The organism is Campylobacter concisus (assembly GCF_003048575.1).
GTDB classification, from domain to species: domain Bacteria; phylum Campylobacterota; class Campylobacteria; order Campylobacterales; family Campylobacteraceae; genus Campylobacter_A; species Campylobacter_A concisus_U.
Genome location: NZ_PIRZ01000007.1, coordinates 1 through 21637 on the forward strand (window position 1 = coordinate 1; position 21637 = coordinate 21637).

A 21637-nucleotide genomic window follows, 5' to 3' on the forward strand; every position below is an offset into this window, starting at 1 on the left:
AGTCAAAGAGGCTACAAAGATGTTGCTTTTATAGTTGTAACGGTTGTAATAGTTGTAAGGAGTAAAAAATGATGGATATAGCTATAAATCCTCTTGAAAATCGCGCGGTGGAGCGAACGCAAGCGGCAGGGCTAGTTAGACTGGTAAGAGAATTTGAAGAAAAAGGATTTGAAATGAGAGTAAGTGCTAAAGGTGAGCTATGGGGCATAAGGCGCGGAAACATGATAAAGGGTCAAAAGGCAGACTACTCAAAGAGCATGTTTAAGCTAGTAGGCAAATATATCATAAGAACCGCCGACGGCAAAGTAATCGATACAGCGGCTTAAATTTGATTTTTCGGGAGCTCTGCGGAGCTTCCTATAAAGTTAAATTTTAAGAAAGGAGAATAGATGAAAACAGCGAGATTAGTGTTTGTTTCTACTCCCTACGCCAGTATCGAGTGCAAAGATCGGGACAGAAACTACTACGCTAAGCAAATAGCACAGCAGGCTTGCGCTATCGTCAGAGCTAACGGCTATGAGCCTATCTCGCCCGTGCTTGCATGGATGGATGTATATAGCGAACTTGAGCGCGAAAGAGTAATGAAAAACTGCGAAGAACTGCTTAGAGTGTGCAGCTACTACTACAGCCACCCGTGCAAGTGGAGCGACAAGAGTAAGGGCATGGCACAAGAGGCGGCATGGGCTAAAGAATATGGTCTTAGTGAGCTTAAATTTAGTTTGTTTGAGTGATAGGGCTAATAAAAATTTTTAATGAGGAGCAAAAGATGCAAATAAATAGTTTTAGCGACGTAGACGTCGCTTTAAAAAGACTATGCGAAGTAAGCGTAGGTATAGAAAAAATTAACGGTGAAGTAACGCTTGAATGCAACCGTATAAAAGAAGCTAGAAAAAGCGAAATTGAAAGACTTGAGAGTGAAAAAAGCTACATTGAGCAGCAAATCACACTATTTTGCGAGGACAACAAGGCTGAATTTGCCGAAAAACGCTCTAAGGAATTTACCTTTGGCGAGATCGGCTACCGCATAAGCAAAAGCGTAAGAGTACCTAGCGTAAAAGCCAAGCTTGAGAGTTTGCTAAACTCCATAAAGGCGTTTGGGTTAGGTAAAGAGTGCATCATATACGAGGAAAAGCCTAACAAAGAAGCGCTGGCAGAGCTAAAAGACGAGGATTTGGTAAAGCTCGGTCTTAAAAGAGTGGTAAAAGATAATTTTAGGATAGTGCCTAAAATAGAGAGTTTGGAGGTAGGAAAATGAACGAGATAAAGAGTGATTTTCAAATTTATTGGAGTGAATATAAAAAGTTAAAAGATAGCAAAAATAGGCTTTTGCCTAGGTTTGTAAGACGAGAAAAATTAAGAATTTGCGTTAAAGGGCTTTAAGCCCTTTAAAATGCGTTTAATGCTGAATTAAACGTATTTTAAAAGGTTTAAATTTTAAAGGAAAACCATGCAAAACATCGACGAAAAACTAAAAGTTAGACTTCTAAAGCTCCAAGCTCTAGCGGAGCAAGGTGTAGGTGGTGAAGCGGTAAGTGCCAAAGAGATACTAAACAAACTACTAAAAAAACATAAAATAAGCCTTGAATCACTAATAGACGACGAAAAGAGCAAGGAGTATGCTTTCAAATACGAGAGCAAATTTGAAAAAGAGCTTTTGTTCAGAATTTGTGCCAAAGTAAAAAATATATTCATAAGTGACGGCATAAAATATATGCAGCGTAAAGGCAGACAAATAAGCTTTTGTTTGACCAAATACGAATTCATGGAGTTTGAAATTTTAAGATCGGCATATTTTCAAAGCTGGGAGAAATGTTTAGAAAATGCTCAAGCTGCTTTCGTATGGAAAAACAAACTAGGCTTCAAAGACAACAAACGCATAGGAGAGGTAAAACCTTTAAGCCCTGAAGAGATAAAAGAGATACTAAATATCCAAAAGATGGCCGAGGGAATGCCCGAAGCCCAGCTTCAAAGAAATTTGCTGGAGGGCAAATAATGAAGCATACTGCTAAAGAGATAAAACAAAATAGAATTTACTTCACCGATGTAATCGCAAAGCTGATACAAAAGGAGCCTAAAAAGCAGATGGATAGAGATCTAGCCAACCTTTTTGATGAGTTAAGAGAAACATTAAAGGCAAGAGATGAGCGCTAAGCAAAGAGAACACCTAAAAAATTTAGCTATTAAAAGACACGAAAATGCACTTTTTAGGCTGAAAAATGCACTCGGCTACGATCTTAGTTTTTACCGCTTTAAAAACGGAAAGCTAAACGTGTCAAAACTAGCTAGGTGCAGTGGTTTAAGCCGTGGATTTTTAGAGAAAGAGCTGTGGAAAAAAGGATTATAATGAGCGAAATTTTCGAGTTTTTAAAAAGTTCTAGCCTAACCAAGGATAGTTTCAATGAAAAGGTCGAGTTTTTGATAGATGGCTTTTTAGTAAAGCAGCTAATCACACTGATCTACGCGGACGGCGGCACGGGCAAAAGCTACATGGCCTTTGCTCTAGCTAAAAAACTTTGCAAAGAGGGTCAAAGGGTGTTTTTCATAGACTACGACAACCCCGTAGGCGTACTCAAACAGCGCGGCGTAGATAGGCTACTTATAGAAAGCTACGAGAATATGAATTATATCCAGCGCTCCACTTTGGAGCTTTGCGGATTTGAGCTTGTTCTAAAGCTAGAAGAAAACGCTGTAGGCAAAGCCTACAAAGATTGCGTTTTTATCCTGGATAGCTTGCGTGATTTTGTAGACATCAATAACGATAACCGCATAAATAGGCTATTTGGTGCGCTTAAGAATTTACGTGAAGCGGGAGCTACCGTGATCATCCTCCACCACTCTAACAAAGACGGTAAAAACTATCAAGGCAGCAACCATATAAGAAATTCTCTCGACGTTATGTATCATCTAATAAAACGCCCTAGCAAGGAAAACGAGTTAAATTTCTTACTTGAAGTAGCCAAAGAAAGAGCCGGAGTAAAAGATAGCGGTTTTTGTGTAAAAACGCTAAATTTAGAACTAAACGAGCTTGACGTGGAAGTAGCTAGAATGAGTGAATACGAGCTAAATTTTACCACTCTAGCGCAAAAGATACTAGCCGGCGGCGAGGCAAACAAGACCGAGCTGCTAAACGCTATGAATTACGAAAAAGACGATAGAACGGCTAGGGATTGCCTGGATAAATTCGACGGCAAGCTATGGTTTAGCCGTAAAATGGGCAAGAGCGTGATATATAGTTGTAAAGCGGAGACTACAACCGATACAACTGTTACAACTATAAGGGAAAATACCTTAAATTTGGCGGTTTGAGATGAATACGAGCGAACTAAAAAAATACTATATAAAAATGATACAAACATTGAAGCACAACTATTTCGTGGATGACGAGTGCAGGAAAGTATATTTACGGGCGCAATTTGGCAAAGATAGCCTGAAAGAGCTAAGTATAGAGGAGCTTAGGGTCGTGCTAGAGGTCGTGGGATATAAGCCCCATAAAGACACAAATTTTAAAAGACCTGCGCGAAAAACCAAAGCAACCCGCAAAACCAAAGCAAACAAAACGTCTAATCATTCTTTTGTAGCCGGTGAAGATCTAACGCCAGCTAAAGGCAGCCTATACGCGACCAAAAAGCAGCTTGAAACTATTGTTGGTATTTGGGAAGAGATAGCCAACGTAAAAACGGGCATGGCTTTAAGAGAGTTCATCTTTAGGATAGTTAAAATCAGACCTTTGCATCTTAAATTTCTATCAAGGAGCGATGCCGCCGACGTCGTGCAAGCCCTTATTCAAATGAAAGATAAATATTACAAATGATAAATAGCTTCGATATATTCGCCGAGTTCTACAACCGCGTCAAAGAGAGCGAAAGCATGGCCGACATCATCAAAGAATACGGCGGAGCAAATATTTACGTGCCAAGCTACAAAGGTACATTTAGAAACTACGATATACTCAAAGAATACGAAGAAGGCATAGAGTTAGGCAAGCCACGCCCAGTAGTCATTCGCGAGATCGCCGCGAAGCATAACTTGAGCTATAACAGCGTTTGTGCTATAACCAAAGAGTTAAGAGAGCCTAGTTTGTTCGAGTAAATGCGTCCTCTTTCCTACGCTTTTCTTTAAAATCCAATCTGTAGAAACTTCCGCCTTTAATCCTTTTTTGACAAAATATTCCCAAGCAACTATAATACACCCCAAAAAGGCCTTTAAAAATGCTTAAATTGCTAATATTTACGAGCCTGCTATTTACTTGCGCCTTTACGGACTATGAGGCAAAGGTGGTAAAAATTTCAGACGGCGACACTATAAAAGTCTTGACTGTGGATAAGCAAGAGATAAAGATAAGGCTTCACGGCATAGACGCCCCAGAAAAAAAGCAACCTTTCTCACGTTTATGTAAACAAGCCCTGCAGGCTAAAATAGCTGGAAAGATCGTAACCGTAGCGGGAGATAAAAAAGATAAGTATCAAAGGACTATCGCAAAAGTATTCCTTGATGGAGAAGACGTGAATAAATTTATGGTCAAAAACGGCTATGCTTGGGCTTTTAAGAAGTATTCCAAGGAGTATGAGAATGATGAAGCGTATGCCAGAAATGCAAAGCTAGGCCTTTGGCAAGAAGATAGCCCGACCCCGCCTTGGGAGTTTAGAAAAAAGAGAAAAAACTAGACTACTACTTAAAGCTATCCTTTACGAAATTTATAGCTACTTTTTTTACGACTTCTTCGGTTTTATCCGGCAATTTTCCGCTTTTATCTACCGGCAAGAACGGGCGAGCCGCGATTCTTACGTTTTTACTTCGTCCCGCCTTATTGGTGCCGAATTGATGAACTAATCCATAAGCAAAGCCATTCTTATTCGTATTATTAGATACTGTAGCTTTTTTATCATCTGCTTTAACTATCCACCTATCTGCTAAATTTCCATCTGATCTTAAAATATTAAGAGATTTTCCATGTCTTTGTTTTTGCTTGATAGTGCTAGGTTTTAAGGCTTGCCATTTTTGTCCGAAGGGACTGCTCTCGTTCTCAAAACTAGCTTCTATTTCGTTTTGTAAGATATTGCCTAGTGTTTGCATTAGCGGCTTGGTTTTTTTGTCGATATTTTGCAGAGATTTTAGCTTAGTTTGCAGCTCTTCTAGGCCTTTAACTTCTATCATTGCGTTTGTCCCCTTAAAATGTGGTATAATTACACAAAGTAGATAAGAGATGGCCCAGATTTGGCAGGGTTCCAGTTGCAAAAAGCAAGCTGTATATGACTTGGGTTCGATGCCCGGCCTTATCTACTTTATTCTTATATATCTTTTTTTATCTTTCAAAATAGCTTTATAATTTTCTACGGGTATCCTCGTAATAGTCGCTATAAAATTATCGGTTTTAAATTTTTTAAGCGTATAGTCTAGGCGGATGACGGCGTAATTTACCATGTTATCGTTTTGTAGGCTATTATAAAAATATAGTAAAACATTGTCCTTTTTATCGTAAAATACGCGTTTAGCTTCGTCAAAAACGCCTACTACGGCTTTTATTTCATCGATATTGGGCTCTTTTCCCTTCGGCTTGCTATCTCTCGTGATGTGCGAGATGGTGTTTTGATAAACGGCTATACTGGATGCTTTGGGCTCTACGTCGATGATTTTTAGATTTTTCTTGATACTTTGCTTTAACTCCCCTACTTGAGCCACCTGGTAAATTTTATCCTTGATGATTTTACCGCCGACTACGGCGCCTACCATGTCGTCTAAGCTTTTTTGCCAAACGTAAATGTCTCGCTCGTGCTCGAAGCTATCTATGGATTGTTTTAAATTTTTCTTTGCAAGAGTTGAAATAATGGCGTCTAAGGCCTTATTTTGCTTATCTTTTAGAATTTCGTTTGTTTTATCGACTTTACCTGGGTTGTATCTAAAATCTTTTTCTGCAGCTTGAGGTAAAAAAGAGCCATCTGTAAGTGGCACGATACCTCTAGCTACGCATTCGGCCTCTGTAAGCACCTGCACCTTGCAGCGACACCCCCAGCCATTTGGCGGATAGTTGGTATCCCAAAATTTATCAGTTTTAGGTAGTGTCTTGCCGTGAAGCTTTCTATGAGCTTCTCTTGTTCTGCTATCAAGCACTGCAGTATAGCGGAAGTATTCGCCTAGGCTTTGCATCTGACTTTCATACCTAGCCTTAGCATAGGCCGTTCTCATATTGGTGTTAAATATAGTTCTTAATCTTCTATTGCCTACGTAAATTTCTTTTTCTTCGCCAGTCTTTGGGTCTTTTACTTTGATATTTCCCAGCCAACCCTTCTTTGCCAGCATAGGTTTTACACTATTTTTCCACTCGTCAAACCCAATGCCGTCTTTAAAAGCTTTTGTAAGCGAACTTTGCATATCTTTTAAAAGGTCTAAATTTGTCATCTTGGCTATCGTAAAAGCTTTTTTGTGGGCGTCGTGAATGATCTCGTCGTAATCAAAGTGCGCTTCTGGCTTTTTGCTCTTTAAATATTCATAAACCGCCGTAGGCTCCTCAAAAAAACTAAAATTCATCTACATGTCCTAACATCTGGGCATTTGCTACAGCTCTAAACATTAGTGGTTCAAGCCTCTCAAATGGCAAATCATAAAGCTCGTAAAGCTTATCGAAAGCCTCTTCGTAAGTCTCGCTGCTTGCGATTAGTTTGTTTAAGGCCGCTTCTATCTCGCCGTCTTCTATATCCATCTCGTCCGTGGCTTTATCAAATCTATCTAAAGCCTTTAAAGAGCCTTTTAAGGCTGTTAAATTAGCTTTATTAGCTTTTAAATTTTTCTCTTGCACCCCGGCATTTTCGTCGATCTCGATATTGTAAGTCGAGGTTATATATTTTTTGGTCGGAGCAAAGCCCATATCGTATAGCGTCTTGTCTCTTGCGGCGCGCTCGGTATTAGGAGCGTCTTCGTCGAATAGTTTTGCGTAAAGCTCGCCGTTATAGCCGTTGATCTCCTTAAAAAAACTTATAGCCTTGTTCATCACGAAGATTAAAATTTTAGCATCGTTTGCGGCCAAATCCTCTCTGATTTCATTATGTGTCTTTGCTGCGGCATAGCTTCCCTCTTTTACATCGCTAGTCAAATTTGCGCCTAAAATAGCCTTGCTGATTTGATTGTCAAGGTATGCGGGAAGTCTCGTAAAATCTACGTTTGAGGTAGGCTGCACCAGCGTAATCTCCTCGTCTGTGTCTATGACCGCGCTATCGCCGCTAAGCATAGCTTGCACTTCCGCAGCCATTTCATCGGGCTCGTAGCTAGTTTTTGCTATCGCCCAGGGCGATCCGAATTTTTCTAAAAACCTAAACCAAAACTTTAAACTGGCGTTTTTCATCTTGACGGGGAAATACAGCTTTTTAAGCAGCCCGTCTCCGTATACCTTTCTAAAATTCGCTCTGTTTAATGCGTATATAACTTTTAAAGGCGGAATACTTCGCTCGCTTCCGTTCGCATTAAATGTGAACTCGCCCGCGTCGTTAAATTTAAACTGCCTAAAATCGCGCTGCACTAGTCTTGGGTATACAAGACCTTCTTTGTCTTTGTAGTTAATCTCGAATACGTTTAATCCGTAAAGATAGGTCTCTAAAATTTGGCTGACTACGTCGGGATTAAAAATCTTTTTAAATTCGTCCTTAATTTTTTCATCGTCGCAAACGATTTGGATCTCTTTTTTCTCAGTCACGGACTTGCGGCTTACGTCGCACTGCGTAACGGTAAGATCGGCTAGTATCATATCCATATCGTCGTCGCCTACACTCGAAACTCCTGTATTTATCAGCAAATCTATCAGGGTACCGTTTTGGGGGATGAGAGCCGCCTTCTTGCGCTGTGGCTGCTCGGATTTATTTTTAAATAATTTGTCAAATATCATCTTATGCGCCTTTTTACTTTCTTTTTTAGTTTTGTTAAGTCGTATGCGCCCGCCAAACTGTCGGGCGCGTCGTCGTGCTTGGCTTCGGGATACTCCGTAAGCTGCTCCATAAGCAAGCTTTGACTTTGATGAAAGAGTATTTCGCCGTCTTCTATAGGCACTTCAAGCTCCTCTATTCTTTGCCCTTTGCTTGAGGTATTATTCACGCCTTTTAAAGGTAGTTTAACGCCTATCTCGAAGGCCTTTTCTCTAATCCAGCCTCTAAAAAATTCCTGCCCGCCATTACTCTCTATCGCGCAAACGCGGCATTTATAGAGCTGATTAAGCCTAATGATCTCTTTGATGGCCTTTTTGGTCTTCATGACCTCTACTATGCTTTCTGCTACGTAGATCTTGGCTTCTGCCCTACTTACTCCTAGCACCGTTATAGCCGTGTAGTCGCTCTTTTTCTTTTCTCCTGCTGGGTCGATATACATCACAAAATAATCGCACCTTGGAAGCTCACGATAAAAATGCATACTCTCTTTGGTGAAAATTTGAGTTTCGATACGCGGATCGTTTTGTTGCTCTTTGTTGAAGCTTTTTAGGTTTTCGGCGCGCTTTTGCATGAGCTTTAGGATCGGTAGCGCATCCTCCCAAAGCACCCGCGCTCCGTTGTCCATAAGGGCTTTGTTTTTTAAATAAAACGTTTCGCTAGCCTCTTTTGAGACGTTTTTGTAAAGCTCGCTCCATCTCTCCCATAAATCCATACGCTTTGGGAAATTTATGATGCTTTGGTACTTTTTGGCGTTCCAAAATTTGAGTTTGAGCTTCCTGGCTAAAACGCTATCCGCGTGAAGTACGGTGCCGATATAAAGTACGTCGAGGCTACCGTCTACGCTACCCAAATTTAAAACCGCTTCGTCTAGCCACTCCTCGAGCTTGTCGCGTTGCTCTTTGCTGCGTACGTTGGTATCGTTTTCTAGGTCGTCTAGGACTACTAGATCGGGGCGATAAACGCCGAATTTTACACCGCGTAGTCTTTTACCCGAGCCAAAAGCCTTAAGCTTGACTCCGTTTTTGGATACGAACTCGCCTATCTTCCAATTTTTGCTTGCGCCGCAAACGTGCGGGAAGTCCATTTTTAAATTTGCGTTGTCCTCAAGCTCGGCTTTGATGGCCTCAAGACACCCCTCAACGAGCTCCACGGCATCTGAAATTTCGACTATGAATCGCTTCTTGCTAAAACAAATACACCAAAGCGGAAGAAGCTGTGAGCAGTACGTCGTCTTTGCATGACCGCGCGGCGCGGCGCGGGCGTATTTGTCTCCGCTTGCGTTTTGCGTCATAGCTTCAAAGATTTGCGCTAGATCCTCGTGAAGCGCACAAGAGCTACTAATACTAAAATAGTGCGGGAAATAAGTCCTTGCAAAAAACATAAAATCACGCTCAGCGCGCCGTACTCTTGCGGCCCTATCTTTTGGCGACAGAGGGCTATTTAGATGTATCTGCTCTTTTAGCTCTCCGCTAAGCTCCTCTAGCCAGCCGTAAAAGTCTTTACGCGTAAGCTTGCTAAGCTCGGGTTCTACGGCGCCGGCTTGCTTGTGCGTTTCTCTACTGTCTTCTAAGAAGCTATCTAACTCATCTCTTGAAAAAAGCATGCGTCATCCTAAACGTCGAGCTCTTCTATAGCTTTGACGAATTTCTCGCTCTCGATGAGCTCTACGAGTTTTTTTATGCACTCTTTGTTCTCGTCGTCTTTAAATTTATCGACTACTAGCATAATGACCTTTTTGGCGATGCTTAAGCGGTACGCCGCCGGATTTTCGTAGCTTGCAACTTTGGTCATCTTAACAAAGCTATCGCCTATCTTTGAAAGCGCCTCGGCCTTTTTGCCCGCGGGCAGTTCACTCTCTCTTATATCTTTTACGGCCAGGCGCATCTCTTCGATAAAGTTTTGATAGATGTTTTGCTTATCTTCTCCGCTTTTATTTAGATAGCTTGCTGCTTTTAGTTCGTCCCAGTCGCCGTTTTGAGATTTGTAATTTTTTATGGTTTTTACGGTCTTGTTTAAAATTTCGGCTATGCGCTCAAGGCTGAAGCCTTTTAAATATAGCTCTTTTGCTAGCTCTTTGATATTCGGTTTCTCAGCCATTTAAATCCTTTAAGTCCATTTTTTTCTCACTGTGTCGAAACGCTCTTATACCGAGCCTTGGCGCGCTATCGTCTTCTATTTGGCTCGGAAGCTTCTTATTAGCCATCTTCAAAAGTAGAGCGTCTATCTTTTCTATTTGCTCATTCAGCGCCTCTTTGGGAAAGTTGTTGCGCTTTTTGAGCTCGATAATAGTTAAATTTACGCCGATGTCTTTTAACAGCGGCGTAGGGTTTTGCGGAAGTTTGATGAAAGAGGAGATATAGGCCAAGGCATCGTTTACGCTATCGTCTATGACGTTTTGATTAACGGCACCGCTTCCTTCAAAGTCGCTGAGCTCTTGCAGCTCTCTAGTAGAAACTTCTTTTAGTAGATCCTCGTTTGTTAAAACCATTATTTTGTCTCCAAATATTTTAAACCTTTTGACCGTATTCGTTATTAGCTTTTAGCGAGCGTTAAAAGCGCGTTAAAACGTTTAAAATATTTTTCTCGTAGTTTTAGTCATTTTTGATTTAAAAGGACGTGAAGCCCTTTTAAATCGATTTGTTACATTTTTAGCTCAATGATCGCGTCAAGCCTATTGCAGATCGGAAGCGGTCTGCTTTCACTAACAATGCCCCAGCCCATACCTTTGTCAAGCACCTCTGGAGCCGCAGCGAAGAATTTAGTCGGAGCCTTTCCGATGGCAGACGTATGGTTTGCTCTCGTATAAACTATCTCAAAGATATCGTCCATCAAAGGCACTACTACGCCTTTTTTGCCACTCATGTAGCTCGTATCTTTACCCTTCGTGTTTTTGTACGAGGCATCGTAAGGCATAAAGGTCTTGCCAAAAAGTTTAAGGGTTAAAACGCCGTTACTGTCAATGACTCCGCAGGATTCTAGCTTTAGAAGTTCTTGGGCTTGGGCTAGTTTAAGCAGCTCGCCAAAAAGTTCTCTAGTTACTAGCGCGATATACGGCTTTGCAACGCCTAACACCTCTTTTTGAGCAGCCTCGATATCGCTTAATAAATCCAATAATTTAGTCGCATTCGTGATAGTTATCTCTTTTCTATTTGCGCTAAGCTCAAACAGCACCTTTCCTTTGCCGTCCATTACCTTACCGAAAATAGCGCCTATGGCCATATACTCTACGGTGTTGGTGATCTTGCTCTTTTGGCTAGCTAGTTTTTTGCCGATAGCCGCAGACAATGATTTAAGCTGCTCGCTTTGGGTATTGAGCGTTCTTAGTAAATTCATCTCGCTAGCTGGGAGTGGATCATACTGTGGGAAGCGAGGAAGCGGTACAGAGATGATAGTTTGGTCGGGATTTTTTGTCACTAAGTGCTCTCCGTTTTCGCTAACGCTTTCAAGGATTATGCCCGCACCTTTTTCGATGATAATGTTATGGGTATTGGAAAGCGTCGGAGTCCATTTTTTAAAAAACGTATCCGTTATAAAATTTTGATCGACCTTAGTCTGAATTATGATCTCAGTCATCGCCTCGACCGTAAATTTTTTTAAAAGTTCATCCATTTTTTATCTCCTTATCTAACTATGATTTTTTGTTTGAATAATGCGGTCTTTAGCTCCGCCGCGGCGCCTTCCAGCATTACCTCGCCAAGCACCAGCACGTCTGCGTCCCCTGTGGCCTCTACGTTGTCGCAAAGTACCCCGAATACCGCGGAAGCGTTTGCGATAGTAGTGGTTTGATTGTCGCTGGTCACGGCCGCAAAACTCTCGCCACCGTTAATACTAAACAGCACGGCTCCGCACTCTAAGGTCTTTGTAGTCTCTACTTTGGCGTTAACGCCGAGCACCTTGTTTACGACCACATCTCCGACGGTCTTTGGTTTTTTCTGTTCGTTTGACATCTTATTCTCCTCCTAATGCAAATTTAACGACATCTATTTCTGCGTCCGATTGGCTTTTGTTGGCAAACATATCGTTACTCGGTATACTCGTTTTTTGCTGTGGCAGCATAACGCCTTTTAAAAACTCATTAAAGCCGTTTAAATCGGCTTTTGCGTAACTGAGTGCCCACTGTTTTTGACTTTCTTGCAGCTTATTTGCGATAATAGCTGTGTCTACCGCGCTTTGAGCTAGTTGCTCTTTTAGCGTAGCAACCTCTTGTTTAGAGGCGTCAAGCTGATTTTTAAGCTCGACTATCTGAGCCTCATAGCTCGCGCCGTTTTGCGTAGCGGCCTGAGCCTTCGGCTCGCCTTTTGGATTTTTTGCATCATCCATGTTTGTCTCCTTTGTAAAATTTTTATTTGCTCTTACTTCGCCTAGCTCGTCAAGAAACGGCTTATTAGTTAGCGCCGCCGAGTGCAACGTGCACCCCTGCCAAGCTCCGGTTTTTTCGTCTACCCCCATAAAGTCGTAAACCGGGCTAAGATATTTATATTCGCCGTTCTTGATAAAATCCTTTGCCTTGGTTGTCCAACTTACGCGCCCGTAAAGCGCGCCGTCTTTTATAAAAAGCTCTTTTATCCAGCCCGCAGCAGGCGCTATCTCCCCGCTTAAAGTTTGGTGCTCGTAGTCGATCACTATATCTAGGCTACGCTTGTCGAAATTTAGCTTCATTTTTTCTATGTCTGCAGCGTCTATACTAAACGTTCCTCCAGCATGTCCTTGCCAAAAGCCGGTTACGGCCAGGCAAATTTCGCTTAAAACTTCTTCTTTATCGTCCTTTAGTGCGATTAAGTCTTTTGTTATGAGCATAAGAATTCATCCTTTTCTAAAAATTGCGTTCGTATCTGCATGGTGAGCACGTAGACGTAGCCGTAGTCGGTAATATCGTTTAGCGACGCCTTAGCACTTTGGGGTTCTATTCTAAACTCGTTACATAAATTTGAGTTTCTTAGCTTTTTATCTATCGCCTCGCATAGAGCGTAGGCTTTAAATTTATTGGCTTGTCGGTAGTTTTGATTTTTGTTTGAAGTGCAGGCTAGTATATGGATATTATACGTCGCGCTTCGTTCTACTACGTTTTCGTATTTTTCATCCACGAACTCTACGAATACGAAGCTCTCGCCGCCTTTTATCAATAGTTCCATCTCTTCTTTGTTGTTAAACTCGCCCAAATACGCTCTAATTACCGAGTTTTTGGGTTCGGCCGCTTCTTTAATCGTGTTTATAAGTTCTTTTTCAAATTCTTCTAGCATTTAGCACCTTTGGTATATTTTTGGCGCAATTATGAAATGTTTCGCGCCGAAAATCTATTACAGGACTTTGACAAAGTTTTTTGACAAAAAATCGTGATAGATTTTGGGATGGGTATGGCGTAATATTGCGGCAAAAGTTTGGAGGATGCCATGACCTTAATAGAAAAAATCAAAGAAAATGAGGGCCTTAAAGATCATAGATACGAGGATAGCCTGGGAAGACTAACCGTGGGCTACGGCTTTTTGCTTGCCGCGCTTACGGCCGACGAGCTAGCGCTAAACGGCGGCAAATACGAACCCATGAGTAAAGAGACGGCCGATAAAATTTTAGAGCTCAAGCTTGAAAAACTAACCGCCGCAGTATTCGCGACGTTTGATTGGTTAAAGGAAAAACCGCAAAACGTCCAAGAAGTAGTGATAGAAATGGCCTATCAGTTAGGCGTTTCAAAGGTAAAGAAATTCGTAACCACGATGCACCATATAAGAACGGGCGAATACGAAGCCGCCTATCAAAGCGGCATGAATTCTCTTTGGGCGAAACAAACTCCAAACCGGGCAAAGAAGGTGCTAAGTGGGTTACTTGCTTAATACCAAAATTTGCATCATTTTTGGTGCCGTTTTTTTGCTATGTATTGGTAGTTTTGCACTAAAAATACATTTTTTAAATGCAAGCATCGACGCAAAGAACCTTGAGATAAAAAGCATTGCTCTTGATCTTAACACGTCAAAGCAAAACTTAAAGGCAGCAAATAGCGTCATTGAAAGTCAAAATGAAGCTATTTCAAAGATGAGCGTAAAGGTAGAACAAAAACCTATCAAAGAGGCTAAGAGAGTAGAGAAAATTTACTTAAAAGACGAAAGTTGTGAGGCCAAGCTAAAGGCTTACCAGGAGTTATTTTTTGAGGGCGAGAGATGAAAATGATGCGATTAGGCTTATTGCCATTAGGTGTGCTTCTTTGTGGTTGTGCTTTTAAAGAGCCAACCATCATCTACAAAGAAAAACTAACACCAGTGCGCTGCAATGCTGTAATGCCAGATAAGCCAAATAATGATGGTAGCTTTGAAGCACACAAGGCAAAGATGATTTATTTTTTAAAGTGTGAGGATCTATTAAAACAATGCATAGGGATAGCGGATGGAAAATAGCGGCTTAAATTTTAGTGACGAGATAAGAGAGACAGCTGGATTAATAAATTTAGCTGGATCATGGGGTTTAAATGAATTTATCGTCTTTATGGCGATTTTTGGCTTTATAGGCTTTGTGGTGATCTTTTGGCTGCTTAGTAGATATACGAGCAAAAACACTGATTTGATGATAGATGTGGTGAATAAAAATAGTGAAGCGATAAATAAACAAAGCAGCGCCACTGAAAAACTAAGCGATATTTTGGCAGCAAATTTTGCCATAAATAAAGAGAAGCTCAATGAAATACATGATGATGTAAAAGAGATCAAGCATAGCGTAAAGTACACAAGAACGCCAAGAAATAAAAAATTTAGCGAGCATATAAATGATTGAAGTTGGAATTATAAGTGAAGTAAGAGCAGACCGTGCAAAAGTTGCCATTGGTTCTATGGTAACTGATTTTTTGCCGGTATTTCAAGCACATGCCAACTCTTATGCAGTGAGCTTTTCGCCAATACGTGTAGGAGAGCAAGTGCTAGTGCTACCTGTACATGATGAGTTAAACTCAGGTGTAGTGCTTCGTGGGCTTTATCAAAGTTCTCACAAGGCAGACGCTACTGATAAAAAGGTGCATGTAAGTTTTGAAGATGGCATAAAGATGAGCTATGACAGCTCTAGCTCGTGCCTTGAAATTTCATCTCCAAAGCTTATAAGCATAACTTGCGATAACGCAAATGTAAAGGCTAAAAATGTGATGGTAGAAGCTAGCGATACCACTATAAAAAGTCCAAAAATCAATCTACTTGGCAACACTTTGATACAAGGGGCGATAAATACAGCTGGAGTTGGTGGTGGTAGCGGTAGTTTTGAGATAAACGGAGATGTAAAAATCACTGGCTCAATCACAACAGGTGGTAATGCAAGCTTTGGTGGTAGCGTACGTGATGGACGTGGCAACCTAAGCGATCATACAAATAACGGACTTGCGAGGGATTAAAATGCAGATAATCAAATTTAACCGCGCTCCTTTGCCTTTTCAAGGACAAAAAAGAAACTTTATTAAGCAATTTAGAGAGCTTATAAAGGACGAGTTTAGAGCACACCGAAATGGAATTTTTATCGACGCCTTTGGTGGCTCTGGACTACTTAGCCACAATATAAAGCAAATTTATCCTAACGCAAGGGTAATTTACAATGACTACGATAATTACAGCGAGAGGCTGGCAAACATAGAGACAACAAACGAAATTTTACGATCGATAGCACCTATCACAGAAAAATATAAAAAAAATGAAAAAGTAAGTGAAGAGGATAGGGAAGAAATCATAAAAATTATAGATAATTATTTACAAAGAGGATATTTTATCGACTGGCTAACGCTTAGCTCAAACCTTCTTTTTAGTGGCAAATATGCTCATAATGAAGATGAGCTTAAAAAAGAGAAAACATTTTTTATAACCAGCACAGGAATGCCTTTATATCAAGCAAATGGATATTTAAAAGGTGTTGAGATAGTTCGCAAAGATGCAATGGAGTTAATAAAAGAATTTGAAAATGAAGACGTTGTATTAATCTTAGACCCGCCATATTTACAAACAAGCAAAGTAGGCTATAAATGCTTTTGGGGATTAAGAGATTTTTTAAAGTTGATTAGGCTAGTAAGGGAGCCTTTTATATTTTTCTCAAGTGAGAATAGTGACATCTTGCCATACATAGACGACCGTGTAGAGTGTGGCGATGAAGTTTTTAAAGGATACGGCCTAAAACAAGCAATTTTAGCTAATGGACAAGCGAAGCCTGACTATATGATTTACAAAAGCGACACAGAACTATTTGATACAGCCGATAAGATTAAGACGGCGCAAAAGGAACCGAACTTATGCATTATTTAACAAGCATTCAAGAAAGTATCCGCGACATATTACTCACGCCTCTTGGCTCGCGGGTTATGTTGCCCGAATACGGCAGTCGCTTGTTCGAGCTAATAGACCGCAAGGTAGACGACGAGTTTAGGGCCGATCTTGCCTGCTACGTCATAGAAGCCGTAGAAAGATGGGAAAAAAGAGTAAAGATCGATGAAGTTCGTCTTATAGGTTTAAAAGATCATAAGCTTAGCTTTAAAGTAGTGCTTATGAGTGGTGATGAGATAGAGGTAAGGATATGAGTTTTATCTATAAACTGCAGTTTGCGAGCAGCAAACATAACTTTAGATGGGTCAAGGGTGCTTTAGCTTCCTGCCGGAACATGGGCTATGCTCATGTGAGGAGTAAAAAATGAATTTAAAACAACTTCCATATCCAAACGTTATTGAGGTGCTTAAATATGATGAAATTTTAAATAATGTTAAAAACCTTTTTAAAGAGCATTTAACTGATGAAATTTCACTACTTGAAAGTGACAATTATTCGGCACTTCTTGAAACGCTAGCTTATAGAGAACTGCTCTTGCGAGCCAGGATAAATGATAGCGTTAAGGCTATGTTGCTGCCATTTTCTACTGGAGATGACCTTGATAACATAGTAGCGATTTATGGCATAGAGAGGTTAAAAGGCGAGAGACCAACGGCGCAGTGTGAGTTTAGTCTCTCAATGCCAAGAAACAGCGATACATATTTGCCAAAAGGGCTAATTTTACGCAGCGAAAATGGTGAAATAGCTAGCTTAAAAAGTGAAGTTGTAATAAGAGCAAATGAGCTAAAAGCTGTTGGAGTGATCATCTTAGATGAGTTTACAAAAACCAGCAAAGCAAAGTGCGAATATATCCAAACGCCGCTTCCTTTCGCATTAAAAGCAAAACAGCTAAGTGAGTTTGAAGGCGGAGCCGAGCGTGAAAGCGATGATAGGCTAAGAGAGCGTGCAGTTTTAAGCCTAGAGCGTTTCTCAACTGCAGGCAGTGCTAAAGCATATACTTATCAAACACTAAGCGCAAATGCAAAGGTGCTGGAGTGCAGCGTGCTAAATGGCGGTGCTGGAGTGGTGCAAATTTATCTAAAAACTACTGACATGAGCGAAGAGTCACGCAAAGATGTGGAGAGCTTTTTAAGTGCCGAAAAGGTCAGGCCACTAACCGATAATCTAAGCGTGTTAAATGCTACAAAGATAGATGTAAAGGTAGTAGCTACCCTTGAGCTAACAGATATGCTCTTTCAAGATGAAGTAGCTAAAGCTATATCAGCTCTGCCAACTAGCCTTAGCCTTGGAGAAGATCTAAATTTAAGCTACATCTATAAAAATTTACATCAAAACGGCGTTTATAGAGTAAGTCTTAAAGAACCGCTTAATGATAAAAAGATAAGCGTAAAAGAATTTGTAAATTTAAGCTATGAGATAAGCTACAAAAAGGCTGAATTATGAGCTTGCTGCCTAATCACAAAAGCAAATTTGATAAGAAATTTGACTTGCTTTTTGGCGTAAGGTTTGAGGATCTAGATATTGGTGTCATAAATACTCTTGCTAGCTCTTGCCCAAAAATTTTACTGCCAGTACTTGCAGCTAGCTTTGATGTAGATATTGATGGACTAAACGAAAATGAAGCTAGAGAGCTCATAAAAAACGCTTTTGAGATACATTACTACTCAGGCACTTTTTATAGTCTAAATAAGGCATTAAGCGCACTTTATGCAGATGCCAAGGTTAAAGAGTGGTTTGATTATGCAGGACTACCTTATCACTTTAAACTAGAGCTTGATGCAAGTAAAAATGGAGTAAGCCCACAGACATTAAAGAGATCTGATGAGATCATAAACACCTATAAAAACGTGCGTAGCGTATATGATGGAGCAAGCATAAAAGCGACTGCTAGCATAAATTTAAAAGCCTACTCTTACACATTTAGCGGAGAGAGCATAAGTATAGATCCTTATGTAATATCAAATATAAACCAAAGAGCAAGCTTTAAAGTAGGAGCTACTACGCAGATAAACGAGATCATAAGCATACCAATCAATGCAATAAGAGTTTTAACAAGATAAAGGATGGATAAATGAAGCAATACACACTTTTAACAGCTAGTGGCATAAATAAACTTTTAAAAACTGCTAGCGATGGATCAAAAATCGCATTAAAAGAAGTTGTAGTAAGCGACTTTGAAGGAGAATTAAGCGAACAGACGACATCAATACCAAATGAGAAGTATAGGGGTGCAATAAACGCCATAACGATAGACGAAAACGATAATAACATTCTAGACGTCGATGCTATCATACCGCCTGAAGTTGGCGGATTTTATATAAAAACGGCTGGCATATACTGTGATGATGGTTCACTCTTTGCAGTGGCAAGACTAGCAGATACTTACAAGCCACTTTTAAACGAGGGGTCAAGCAAAGACATCACATTAAATTTTAAACTTCAAATCGCAAACGCGAGCGAAAGCATCATTTTAAAGGTTGATAACAATATAGTGCTAGCAACTAGAAAATGGTGCGAAAAGATGTTTCTTAAGATAAAAGACAAGATAGACGCATACACAAAAGCGGAGAGCGACGATAAATTTACGCAGTTTTCACACTTTCTAAGCTCTAATGCTCAAAACGGATATACAAAGCTACCAAATGGCTTAATCATTCAGTGGGGAGTAGATACTCAAGTTCCACAAGGTGATAATACAAAAATGACATTTTTTCCTATTGTATTCCCAACAGCCTGCATTGCCTTAACATTAGCACACTATGGAGCTGGAAAAGAAGTAAGCGCGATGAGTTATGGAACACCGTCAAGGACGGGTGCTATATTTCGTCACAGCTGGCCACACACACCTACGGCGGTAGCATACATAGCTATTGGATACTAAAAGAAAGGAAAAAAATGAAATACGCAAACTACGACGCAAAAACAAATAAGATACTAGGCTTTTATGACGACGAGATACACGGTAGTATCCCTGAGCCAAATATAAAAATCAGTGATGATGAGTGGAAAAAGGCTTTATCTATCGGAGCAGACTATATACAAAACGGCGAGCTAATTAAAAAAGAGCCAAAGATAGATGAAAAAGCTAAACAACTAGCACAGCTCGAAGCGGATATAAAAGAGTGCGAGGATGATATAAAGCATGCTCTTATTATCGGCAACACCGCCGTGCTCGAGAGCTTAAGGGCGGAGTTAAAAGAGCTAATAGTGCAAAGAGAGGAGCTAAGAAAATGAGCTACATAATAATCTGCATTCTATCGCTAATCTTGGGCGTGCTACTCTGCCCTATCGTGATCTTTTTACGTGCTAGAAAGTGCGAGGGTTGGGACAATAGCAATATGACAAACATTTTAAGGGTGTTCGCCCATCTGGCGACACACCCAGATGACTTTGCCAAAATGCAATACAAAGATGGACAAAAGCCGTTTTGGTATTTGAGTGGCGATGAATTTACCGACATTGTAAAAACTAGACCAACACAAAAGGATAAAAAATGAGAATAAGAATAAAAAGGTGCGAAATTTGCGCGTCAAAGATTGATAAGGACGGCAACTGCACTTGGAGCGAGTGTCCTAAGTATCCAGAATACAAACAGAGCGAAACAAAAGAAAATGAGAAGCCAAGCAAGAAGTCAAAAAAGGAAAATGATGCTAAAGAGTAAAGAGATATTACAACTTATAGCGATCATTTCAGTGGAACTTGTGCTTGAGTTGCTTGCATTTGTGGTCGTGCCAGTCGCATTACTATTTTGCAAAAAAGATGATGAGCATTTGCCAAAGATATTTAGGTGGTTTGAAGATGCAAAAGACTATTACGATGGTAAGTGTGCTGCTATCAATGGCGATAGTGGCTGGAGAGAGAAGCACTATCCTGAACCAACTAATAGAACATATAAAGCAAGACTTCTTTGGCTTTTACGCAATAGGATAGGACACTTTTCAAGTGAAATTTTAGGCGTCAAAGTAAGTGATATAAATCCATATAGCATAGAAACCATAGGTGATCCCAATATCACCAGCAATGGTGGCAAAAAGAGTGGTTTTTGCAAAGTAACTTGTATCTTAAAAGATGGACGCTCACGTTTTGGACTTTACAAAACGATCCGATACAAAGGCTTTTTAAGTGGCTTTTATTGTCGTATTTATGTCGGATGGAAGCTTATGGATATAGCAGGGGCAAATGCCTTAAATTTTAAAGAGTTCACCCAGAAAGATGACAAGAAACATCTAAAAACGGTGTGGTGTATAAACCCATTTAAAAAAGTAAATCAAAAAGGAGAATAAAAATGGCAGCAAAATTTGGTGTAAACGTAACCATCTCAGCTGAGGCGGCAAGACCAATAGCAGTAGAAAGTACTACGCCTATTGGTATAGCAGGATATGAAGAGGTGCTAGAAAATGGCCTACATTTTTATATGACAACAGTAAAGGCACTTGAAGCTCTTGAAGCAAAATACAAAGCTAAAAAGGATGCGAGCCAAGCTTTTAAAAAAGGCTCTATTTATAGGGCTTTAAAAGGTATTGAAGATCAGGCCGTAAATACTCAAATAATTTTAAGTGTATTTACAAAAGATGACGATGAGGACACAAACGATGAGATTACGGAGTGCAAAAGTGCCGTCACAGCGTTTGCTAAAGCTAAATCACGCTTTGGTTATAGCCCAAATTTAATAATCGCACCTGGCTTTAGCCATGAAGATGCGATTAAAGGCGAGATAGAAAAGATGGCAACCAGGCTAAAAGCAACTGGCATTGTAGATCTAAAAGCAGATGACGCAGCAGCAGCCATTGTTAAAATGGGCGATTTTGGTACAAATAGGCTAGTTGCCGCTTATCCAAATGTCAAGGTTTGGGATGATGAAACGAATGCTTATGTCTATGAGGGGCAAAGTGCGAGAATAGCGGGGATGATAGCCCATACAGATGGTGCAAGCGAGTTTGGATATAGCGACAGCTATTCAAACAGGGTTATGATAGGAGTTTCAGGCACGCAAATAGACGTGGATTTTGAGCTTGGGGAAACTTGCACGGCTGATGAGCTTAGAGCTGCAAAAATTTCTACCATCATTAGAGAGAGTGGCTTTAGAGCTTGGGGTGGCGAAACGAGTGACCAAGATACTATTTGGCAAGATCTTGCACGTGTTAGGATATTTGACCGAATATCGCAAGCTTGCCAAAAGGGAGTGCTATTTGCGATCGATAGAAAAGCTAGTGAGCTTTATCATGCAAAAAGATCAGTTAGCGAGCTCCTTCGTGGGCTAGTTGGAGCAAAGGTACTTCTTGGATATGAGCTTAGCTGGAGTGCAAAAAACACCGACGCAACTATCACGGCTGGCAAATTTTACCTTGATGTCAGAATGCAAAACAATCCAATCGTTAAGCAGCTTACACTTGATTTTATCTACGTGGATAAATACGGTAGCGTTTTGATGGATGAGTTAAATAAATAAAG

The 21637-nt window shown here is 40.4% G+C and carries 36 protein-coding genes; 26 read left to right on the forward strand and 10 right to left on the reverse strand.

The window, feature by feature from the left end; all coding sequences use genetic code 11:
- The first annotated feature begins 68 nt into the window (after positions 1–68).
- From CVS84_RS08085 to CVS84_RS08125, 11 genes are all read left to right on the forward strand, one after another.
- A complete protein-coding gene (locus CVS84_RS08085; protein WP_107691853.1) occupies positions 69–326 on the forward strand; it encodes a hypothetical protein in 258 nt (85 codons plus the stop codon).
- A gap of 63 nt (positions 327–389) precedes the next feature.
- Positions 390–731 carry a hypothetical protein gene (locus tag CVS84_RS08090; RefSeq protein ID WP_087584948.1) on the forward strand — a complete coding sequence of 114 codons (342 nt, stop codon included), beginning with the start codon at positions 390–392 and terminating at the stop codon, positions 729–731.
- A 35-nt stretch (positions 732–766) separates the two neighbouring features.
- On the forward strand, positions 767–1255 hold the full coding sequence (locus CVS84_RS08095; RefSeq protein ID WP_107691854.1) for a host-nuclease inhibitor Gam family protein: 489 nt from the start codon (positions 767–769) through the stop codon (positions 1253–1255).
- On the forward strand, positions 1252–1380 hold the full coding sequence (locus tag CVS84_RS09735; RefSeq protein ID WP_258030146.1) for a hypothetical protein: 129 nt from the start codon (positions 1252–1254) through the stop codon (positions 1378–1380). The genes CVS84_RS08095 and CVS84_RS09735 overlap by 4 nt, the downstream gene beginning before the upstream one ends.
- Positions 1381–1447: 67 nt before the next feature.
- On the forward strand, positions 1448–1993 hold the full coding sequence (locus CVS84_RS08100; protein ID WP_107691855.1) for a hypothetical protein: 546 nt from the start codon (positions 1448–1450) through the stop codon (positions 1991–1993).
- On the forward strand, positions 1993–2151 hold the full coding sequence (locus CVS84_RS09465) for a hypothetical protein (RefSeq protein ID WP_159070078.1): 159 nt from the start codon (positions 1993–1995) through the stop codon (positions 2149–2151). The genes CVS84_RS08100 and CVS84_RS09465 overlap by 1 nt, the downstream gene beginning before the upstream one ends.
- Positions 2141–2344, forward strand: coding sequence for a hypothetical protein (locus tag CVS84_RS08105; RefSeq protein ID WP_107691856.1), 204 nt, complete (start codon positions 2141–2143; stop codon positions 2342–2344). The genes CVS84_RS09465 and CVS84_RS08105 overlap by 11 nt, the downstream gene beginning before the upstream one ends.
- A complete protein-coding gene (locus CVS84_RS08110; RefSeq protein ID WP_107691857.1) occupies positions 2344–3306 on the forward strand; it encodes an ATP-binding protein in 963 nt (320 codons plus the stop codon). Before CVS84_RS08105 ends, CVS84_RS08110 begins: the two co-directional genes overlap by 1 nt.
- 1 nt (position 3307) lies before the next feature.
- A complete protein-coding gene (locus CVS84_RS08115) occupies positions 3308–3811 on the forward strand; it encodes a phage protein GemA/Gp16 family protein (RefSeq protein WP_107691858.1) in 504 nt (167 codons plus the stop codon).
- Positions 3808–4089, forward strand: a complete 282-nt coding sequence (locus tag CVS84_RS08120) for a hypothetical protein (protein ID WP_103583832.1) — start codon at positions 3808–3810, stop codon at positions 4087–4089. Before CVS84_RS08115 ends, CVS84_RS08120 begins: the two co-directional genes overlap by 4 nt.
- A 119-nt stretch (positions 4090–4208) precedes the next feature.
- Complete coding sequence (locus CVS84_RS08125) at positions 4209–4664, forward strand: thermonuclease family protein (RefSeq protein WP_107691859.1); 456 nt, start codon at positions 4209–4211, stop codon at positions 4662–4664.
- A gap of 4 nt (positions 4665–4668) precedes the next feature.
- Here the strand turns inward: CVS84_RS08125 and CVS84_RS08130 are convergent, their stop codons facing one another.
- The 10 genes from CVS84_RS08130 to CVS84_RS08175 form a co-directional block, all read right to left on the reverse strand.
- Complete coding sequence (locus CVS84_RS08130; RefSeq protein ID WP_107691860.1) at positions 4669–5154, reverse strand: phage virion morphogenesis protein; 486 nt, start codon at positions 5152–5154, stop codon at positions 4669–4671.
- Between the two features lie 123 nt (positions 5155–5277).
- Complete coding sequence (locus tag CVS84_RS09685) at positions 5278–6525, reverse strand: phage minor head protein (RefSeq protein ID WP_234411927.1); 1248 nt, start codon at positions 6523–6525, stop codon at positions 5278–5280.
- Positions 6515–7873, reverse strand: coding sequence for a DUF935 family protein (locus CVS84_RS08140; protein WP_107691861.1), 1359 nt, complete (start codon positions 7871–7873; stop codon positions 6515–6517). Before CVS84_RS08140 ends, CVS84_RS09685 begins: the two co-directional genes overlap by 11 nt.
- A complete protein-coding gene (terL, locus tag CVS84_RS08145; RefSeq protein ID WP_107691862.1) occupies positions 7870–9513 on the reverse strand; it encodes a phage terminase large subunit in 1644 nt (547 codons plus the stop codon). Before terL ends, CVS84_RS08140 begins: the two co-directional genes overlap by 4 nt.
- A gap of 8 nt (positions 9514–9521) precedes the next feature.
- Positions 9522–10007 carry a DUF1804 family protein gene (locus CVS84_RS08150; RefSeq protein WP_021088424.1) on the reverse strand — a complete coding sequence of 162 codons (486 nt, stop codon included), beginning with the start codon at positions 10005–10007 and terminating at the stop codon, positions 9522–9524.
- Positions 10000–10398, reverse strand: a complete 399-nt coding sequence (locus tag CVS84_RS08155; RefSeq protein WP_107691863.1) for a phage protein Gp36 family protein — start codon at positions 10396–10398, stop codon at positions 10000–10002. The genes CVS84_RS08150 and CVS84_RS08155 overlap by 8 nt, the downstream gene beginning before the upstream one ends.
- A gap of 152 nt (positions 10399–10550) precedes the next feature.
- Positions 10551–11519, reverse strand: a complete 969-nt coding sequence (locus tag CVS84_RS08160; protein ID WP_103640419.1) for a major capsid protein — start codon at positions 11517–11519, stop codon at positions 10551–10553.
- 11 nt (positions 11520–11530) lie between these two features.
- Complete coding sequence (locus tag CVS84_RS08165; protein WP_159070079.1) at positions 11531–11803, reverse strand: hypothetical protein; 273 nt, start codon at positions 11801–11803, stop codon at positions 11531–11533.
- A gap of 55 nt (positions 11804–11858) precedes the next feature.
- Positions 11859–12707, reverse strand: a complete 849-nt coding sequence (locus CVS84_RS08170) for a phage protease (RefSeq protein WP_107691864.1) — start codon at positions 12705–12707, stop codon at positions 11859–11861.
- Positions 12698–13150, reverse strand: a complete 453-nt coding sequence (locus CVS84_RS08175) for a hypothetical protein (protein ID WP_107691865.1) — start codon at positions 13148–13150, stop codon at positions 12698–12700. The genes CVS84_RS08170 and CVS84_RS08175 overlap by 10 nt, the downstream gene beginning before the upstream one ends.
- Positions 13151–13300: 150 nt before the next feature.
- Between CVS84_RS08175 and CVS84_RS08180 the strand changes: the two genes are divergently transcribed.
- The 15 genes from CVS84_RS08180 to CVS84_RS08245 all read left to right on the forward strand — a co-directional run bounded on the left by CVS84_RS08180 (position 13301) and on the right by CVS84_RS08245 (position 21635).
- Positions 13301–13738, forward strand: a complete 438-nt coding sequence (locus CVS84_RS08180) for a glycoside hydrolase family protein (RefSeq protein WP_107691866.1) — start codon at positions 13301–13303, stop codon at positions 13736–13738.
- Positions 13722–14066 (forward strand): hypothetical protein, encoded by a 345-nt coding sequence (locus CVS84_RS08185; protein ID WP_107691867.1) that lies wholly within the window; start codon positions 13722–13724, stop codon positions 14064–14066. The genes CVS84_RS08180 and CVS84_RS08185 overlap by 17 nt, the downstream gene beginning before the upstream one ends.
- Positions 14063–14296 carry a hypothetical protein gene (locus tag CVS84_RS08190; protein ID WP_199906123.1) on the forward strand — a complete coding sequence of 78 codons (234 nt, stop codon included), beginning with the start codon at positions 14063–14065 and terminating at the stop codon, positions 14294–14296. The genes CVS84_RS08185 and CVS84_RS08190 overlap by 4 nt, the downstream gene beginning before the upstream one ends.
- Positions 14286–14669 carry a hypothetical protein gene (locus tag CVS84_RS08195; protein ID WP_107691868.1) on the forward strand — a complete coding sequence of 128 codons (384 nt, stop codon included), beginning with the start codon at positions 14286–14288 and terminating at the stop codon, positions 14667–14669. The genes CVS84_RS08190 and CVS84_RS08195 overlap by 11 nt, the downstream gene beginning before the upstream one ends.
- Complete coding sequence (locus CVS84_RS08200) at positions 14662–15273, forward strand: phage baseplate assembly protein V (RefSeq protein ID WP_107691869.1); 612 nt, start codon at positions 14662–14664, stop codon at positions 15271–15273. The genes CVS84_RS08195 and CVS84_RS08200 overlap by 8 nt, the downstream gene beginning before the upstream one ends.
- A gap of 1 nt (position 15274) precedes the next feature.
- Positions 15275–16168 (forward strand): DNA adenine methylase, encoded by an 894-nt coding sequence (locus tag CVS84_RS08205; RefSeq protein ID WP_107691870.1) that lies wholly within the window; start codon positions 15275–15277, stop codon positions 16166–16168.
- The gene (locus tag CVS84_RS08210) at positions 16156–16440 is read left to right on the forward strand and encodes a GPW/gp25 family protein (protein WP_107691871.1); all 285 of its coding nucleotides are present in this window, start codon (positions 16156–16158) and stop codon (positions 16438–16440) included. The genes CVS84_RS08205 and CVS84_RS08210 overlap by 13 nt, the downstream gene beginning before the upstream one ends.
- 109 nt (positions 16441–16549) lie before the next feature.
- A complete protein-coding gene (locus CVS84_RS08215; protein WP_107691872.1) occupies positions 16550–17629 on the forward strand; it encodes a baseplate J/gp47 family protein in 1080 nt (359 codons plus the stop codon).
- Positions 17626–18246, forward strand: coding sequence for a phage tail protein I (locus CVS84_RS08220; RefSeq protein WP_107691873.1), 621 nt, complete (start codon positions 17626–17628; stop codon positions 18244–18246). The genes CVS84_RS08215 and CVS84_RS08220 overlap by 4 nt, the downstream gene beginning before the upstream one ends.
- 11 nt (positions 18247–18257) lie before the next feature.
- Complete coding sequence (locus CVS84_RS08225; RefSeq protein ID WP_107691874.1) at positions 18258–19067, forward strand: phage tail protein; 810 nt, start codon at positions 18258–18260, stop codon at positions 19065–19067.
- 14 nt (positions 19068–19081) lie between these two features.
- A complete protein-coding gene (locus CVS84_RS08230; RefSeq protein WP_107691875.1) occupies positions 19082–19420 on the forward strand; it encodes a hypothetical protein in 339 nt (112 codons plus the stop codon).
- A complete protein-coding gene (locus CVS84_RS08235; protein ID WP_107691876.1) occupies positions 19417–19683 on the forward strand; it encodes a hypothetical protein in 267 nt (88 codons plus the stop codon). Before CVS84_RS08230 ends, CVS84_RS08235 begins: the two co-directional genes overlap by 4 nt.
- A complete protein-coding gene (locus CVS84_RS09560) occupies positions 19680–19847 on the forward strand; it encodes a hypothetical protein (RefSeq protein ID WP_199906124.1) in 168 nt (55 codons plus the stop codon). Before CVS84_RS08235 ends, CVS84_RS09560 begins: the two co-directional genes overlap by 4 nt.
- On the forward strand, positions 19834–20469 hold the full coding sequence (locus tag CVS84_RS08240) for a hypothetical protein (protein ID WP_107691877.1): 636 nt from the start codon (positions 19834–19836) through the stop codon (positions 20467–20469). Before CVS84_RS09560 ends, CVS84_RS08240 begins: the two co-directional genes overlap by 14 nt.
- 2 nt (positions 20470–20471) lie before the next feature.
- Positions 20472–21635 carry a phage tail sheath family protein gene (locus CVS84_RS08245; protein WP_107691878.1) on the forward strand — a complete coding sequence of 388 codons (1164 nt, stop codon included), beginning with the start codon at positions 20472–20474 and terminating at the stop codon, positions 21633–21635.
- Positions 21636–21637: the final 2 nt, after the last annotated feature.

Coding starts and splice junctions, on each gene's coding strand:
- CVS84_RS08085 (WP_107691853.1), top strand. CDS start 69: ATGATGGATATAGCTATAAATCCTCTTGAAAATCGCGCGGTGGAGCGA.
- CVS84_RS08090 (WP_087584948.1), top strand. CDS start 390: ATGAAAACAGCGAGATTAGTGTTTGTTTCTACTCCCTACGCCAGTATC.
- CVS84_RS08095 (WP_107691854.1), top strand. CDS start 767: ATGCAAATAAATAGTTTTAGCGACGTAGACGTCGCTTTAAAAAGACTA.
- CVS84_RS09735 (WP_258030146.1), top strand. CDS start 1,252: ATGAACGAGATAAAGAGTGATTTTCAAATTTATTGGAGTGAATATAAA.
- CVS84_RS08100 (WP_107691855.1), top strand. CDS start 1,448: ATGCAAAACATCGACGAAAAACTAAAAGTTAGACTTCTAAAGCTCCAA.
- CVS84_RS09465 (WP_159070078.1), top strand. CDS start 1,993: ATGAAGCATACTGCTAAAGAGATAAAACAAAATAGAATTTACTTCACC.
- CVS84_RS08105 (WP_107691856.1), top strand. CDS start 2,141: ATGAGCGCTAAGCAAAGAGAACACCTAAAAAATTTAGCTATTAAAAGA.
- CVS84_RS08110 (WP_107691857.1), top strand. CDS start 2,344: ATGAGCGAAATTTTCGAGTTTTTAAAAAGTTCTAGCCTAACCAAGGAT.
- CVS84_RS08115 (WP_107691858.1), top strand. CDS start 3,308: ATGAATACGAGCGAACTAAAAAAATACTATATAAAAATGATACAAACA.
- CVS84_RS08120 (WP_103583832.1), top strand. CDS start 3,808: ATGATAAATAGCTTCGATATATTCGCCGAGTTCTACAACCGCGTCAAA.
- CVS84_RS08125 (WP_107691859.1), top strand. CDS start 4,209: ATGCTTAAATTGCTAATATTTACGAGCCTGCTATTTACTTGCGCCTTT.
- CVS84_RS08130 (WP_107691860.1), bottom strand. CDS start 5,154: ATGATAGAAGTTAAAGGCCTAGAAGAGCTGCAAACTAAGCTAAAATCT.
- CVS84_RS09685 (WP_234411927.1), bottom strand. CDS start 6,525: ATGAATTTTAGTTTTTTTGAGGAGCCTACGGCGGTTTATGAATATTTA.
- CVS84_RS08140 (WP_107691861.1), bottom strand. CDS start 7,873: ATGATATTTGACAAATTATTTAAAAATAAATCCGAGCAGCCACAGCGC.
- terL (WP_107691862.1), bottom strand. CDS start 9,513: ATGCTTTTTTCAAGAGATGAGTTAGATAGCTTCTTAGAAGACAGTAGA.
- CVS84_RS08150 (WP_021088424.1), bottom strand. CDS start 10,007: ATGGCTGAGAAACCGAATATCAAAGAGCTAGCAAAAGAGCTATATTTA.
- CVS84_RS08155 (WP_107691863.1), bottom strand. CDS start 10,398: ATGGTTTTAACAAACGAGGATCTACTAAAAGAAGTTTCTACTAGAGAG.
- CVS84_RS08160 (WP_103640419.1), bottom strand. CDS start 11,519: ATGGATGAACTTTTAAAAAAATTTACGGTCGAGGCGATGACTGAGATC.
- CVS84_RS08170 (WP_107691864.1), bottom strand. CDS start 12,707: ATGCTCATAACAAAAGACTTAATCGCACTAAAGGACGATAAAGAAGAA.
- CVS84_RS08175 (WP_107691865.1), bottom strand. CDS start 13,150: ATGCTAGAAGAATTTGAAAAAGAACTTATAAACACGATTAAAGAAGCG.
- CVS84_RS08180 (WP_107691866.1), top strand. CDS start 13,301: ATGACCTTAATAGAAAAAATCAAAGAAAATGAGGGCCTTAAAGATCAT.
- CVS84_RS08190 (WP_199906123.1), top strand. CDS start 14,063: ATGAAAATGATGCGATTAGGCTTATTGCCATTAGGTGTGCTTCTTTGT.
- CVS84_RS08195 (WP_107691868.1), top strand. CDS start 14,286: ATGGAAAATAGCGGCTTAAATTTTAGTGACGAGATAAGAGAGACAGCT.
- CVS84_RS08200 (WP_107691869.1), top strand. CDS start 14,662: ATGATTGAAGTTGGAATTATAAGTGAAGTAAGAGCAGACCGTGCAAAA.
- CVS84_RS08205 (WP_107691870.1), top strand. CDS start 15,275: ATGCAGATAATCAAATTTAACCGCGCTCCTTTGCCTTTTCAAGGACAA.
- CVS84_RS08210 (WP_107691871.1), top strand. CDS start 16,156: ATGCATTATTTAACAAGCATTCAAGAAAGTATCCGCGACATATTACTC.
- CVS84_RS08215 (WP_107691872.1), top strand. CDS start 16,550: ATGAATTTAAAACAACTTCCATATCCAAACGTTATTGAGGTGCTTAAA.
- CVS84_RS08220 (WP_107691873.1), top strand. CDS start 17,626: ATGAGCTTGCTGCCTAATCACAAAAGCAAATTTGATAAGAAATTTGAC.
- CVS84_RS08225 (WP_107691874.1), top strand. CDS start 18,258: ATGAAGCAATACACACTTTTAACAGCTAGTGGCATAAATAAACTTTTA.
- CVS84_RS08230 (WP_107691875.1), top strand. CDS start 19,082: ATGAAATACGCAAACTACGACGCAAAAACAAATAAGATACTAGGCTTT.
- CVS84_RS08235 (WP_107691876.1), top strand. CDS start 19,417: ATGAGCTACATAATAATCTGCATTCTATCGCTAATCTTGGGCGTGCTA.
- CVS84_RS09560 (WP_199906124.1), top strand. CDS start 19,680: ATGAGAATAAGAATAAAAAGGTGCGAAATTTGCGCGTCAAAGATTGAT.
- CVS84_RS08240 (WP_107691877.1), top strand. CDS start 19,834: ATGCTAAAGAGTAAAGAGATATTACAACTTATAGCGATCATTTCAGTG.
- CVS84_RS08245 (WP_107691878.1), top strand. CDS start 20,472: ATGGCAGCAAAATTTGGTGTAAACGTAACCATCTCAGCTGAGGCGGCA.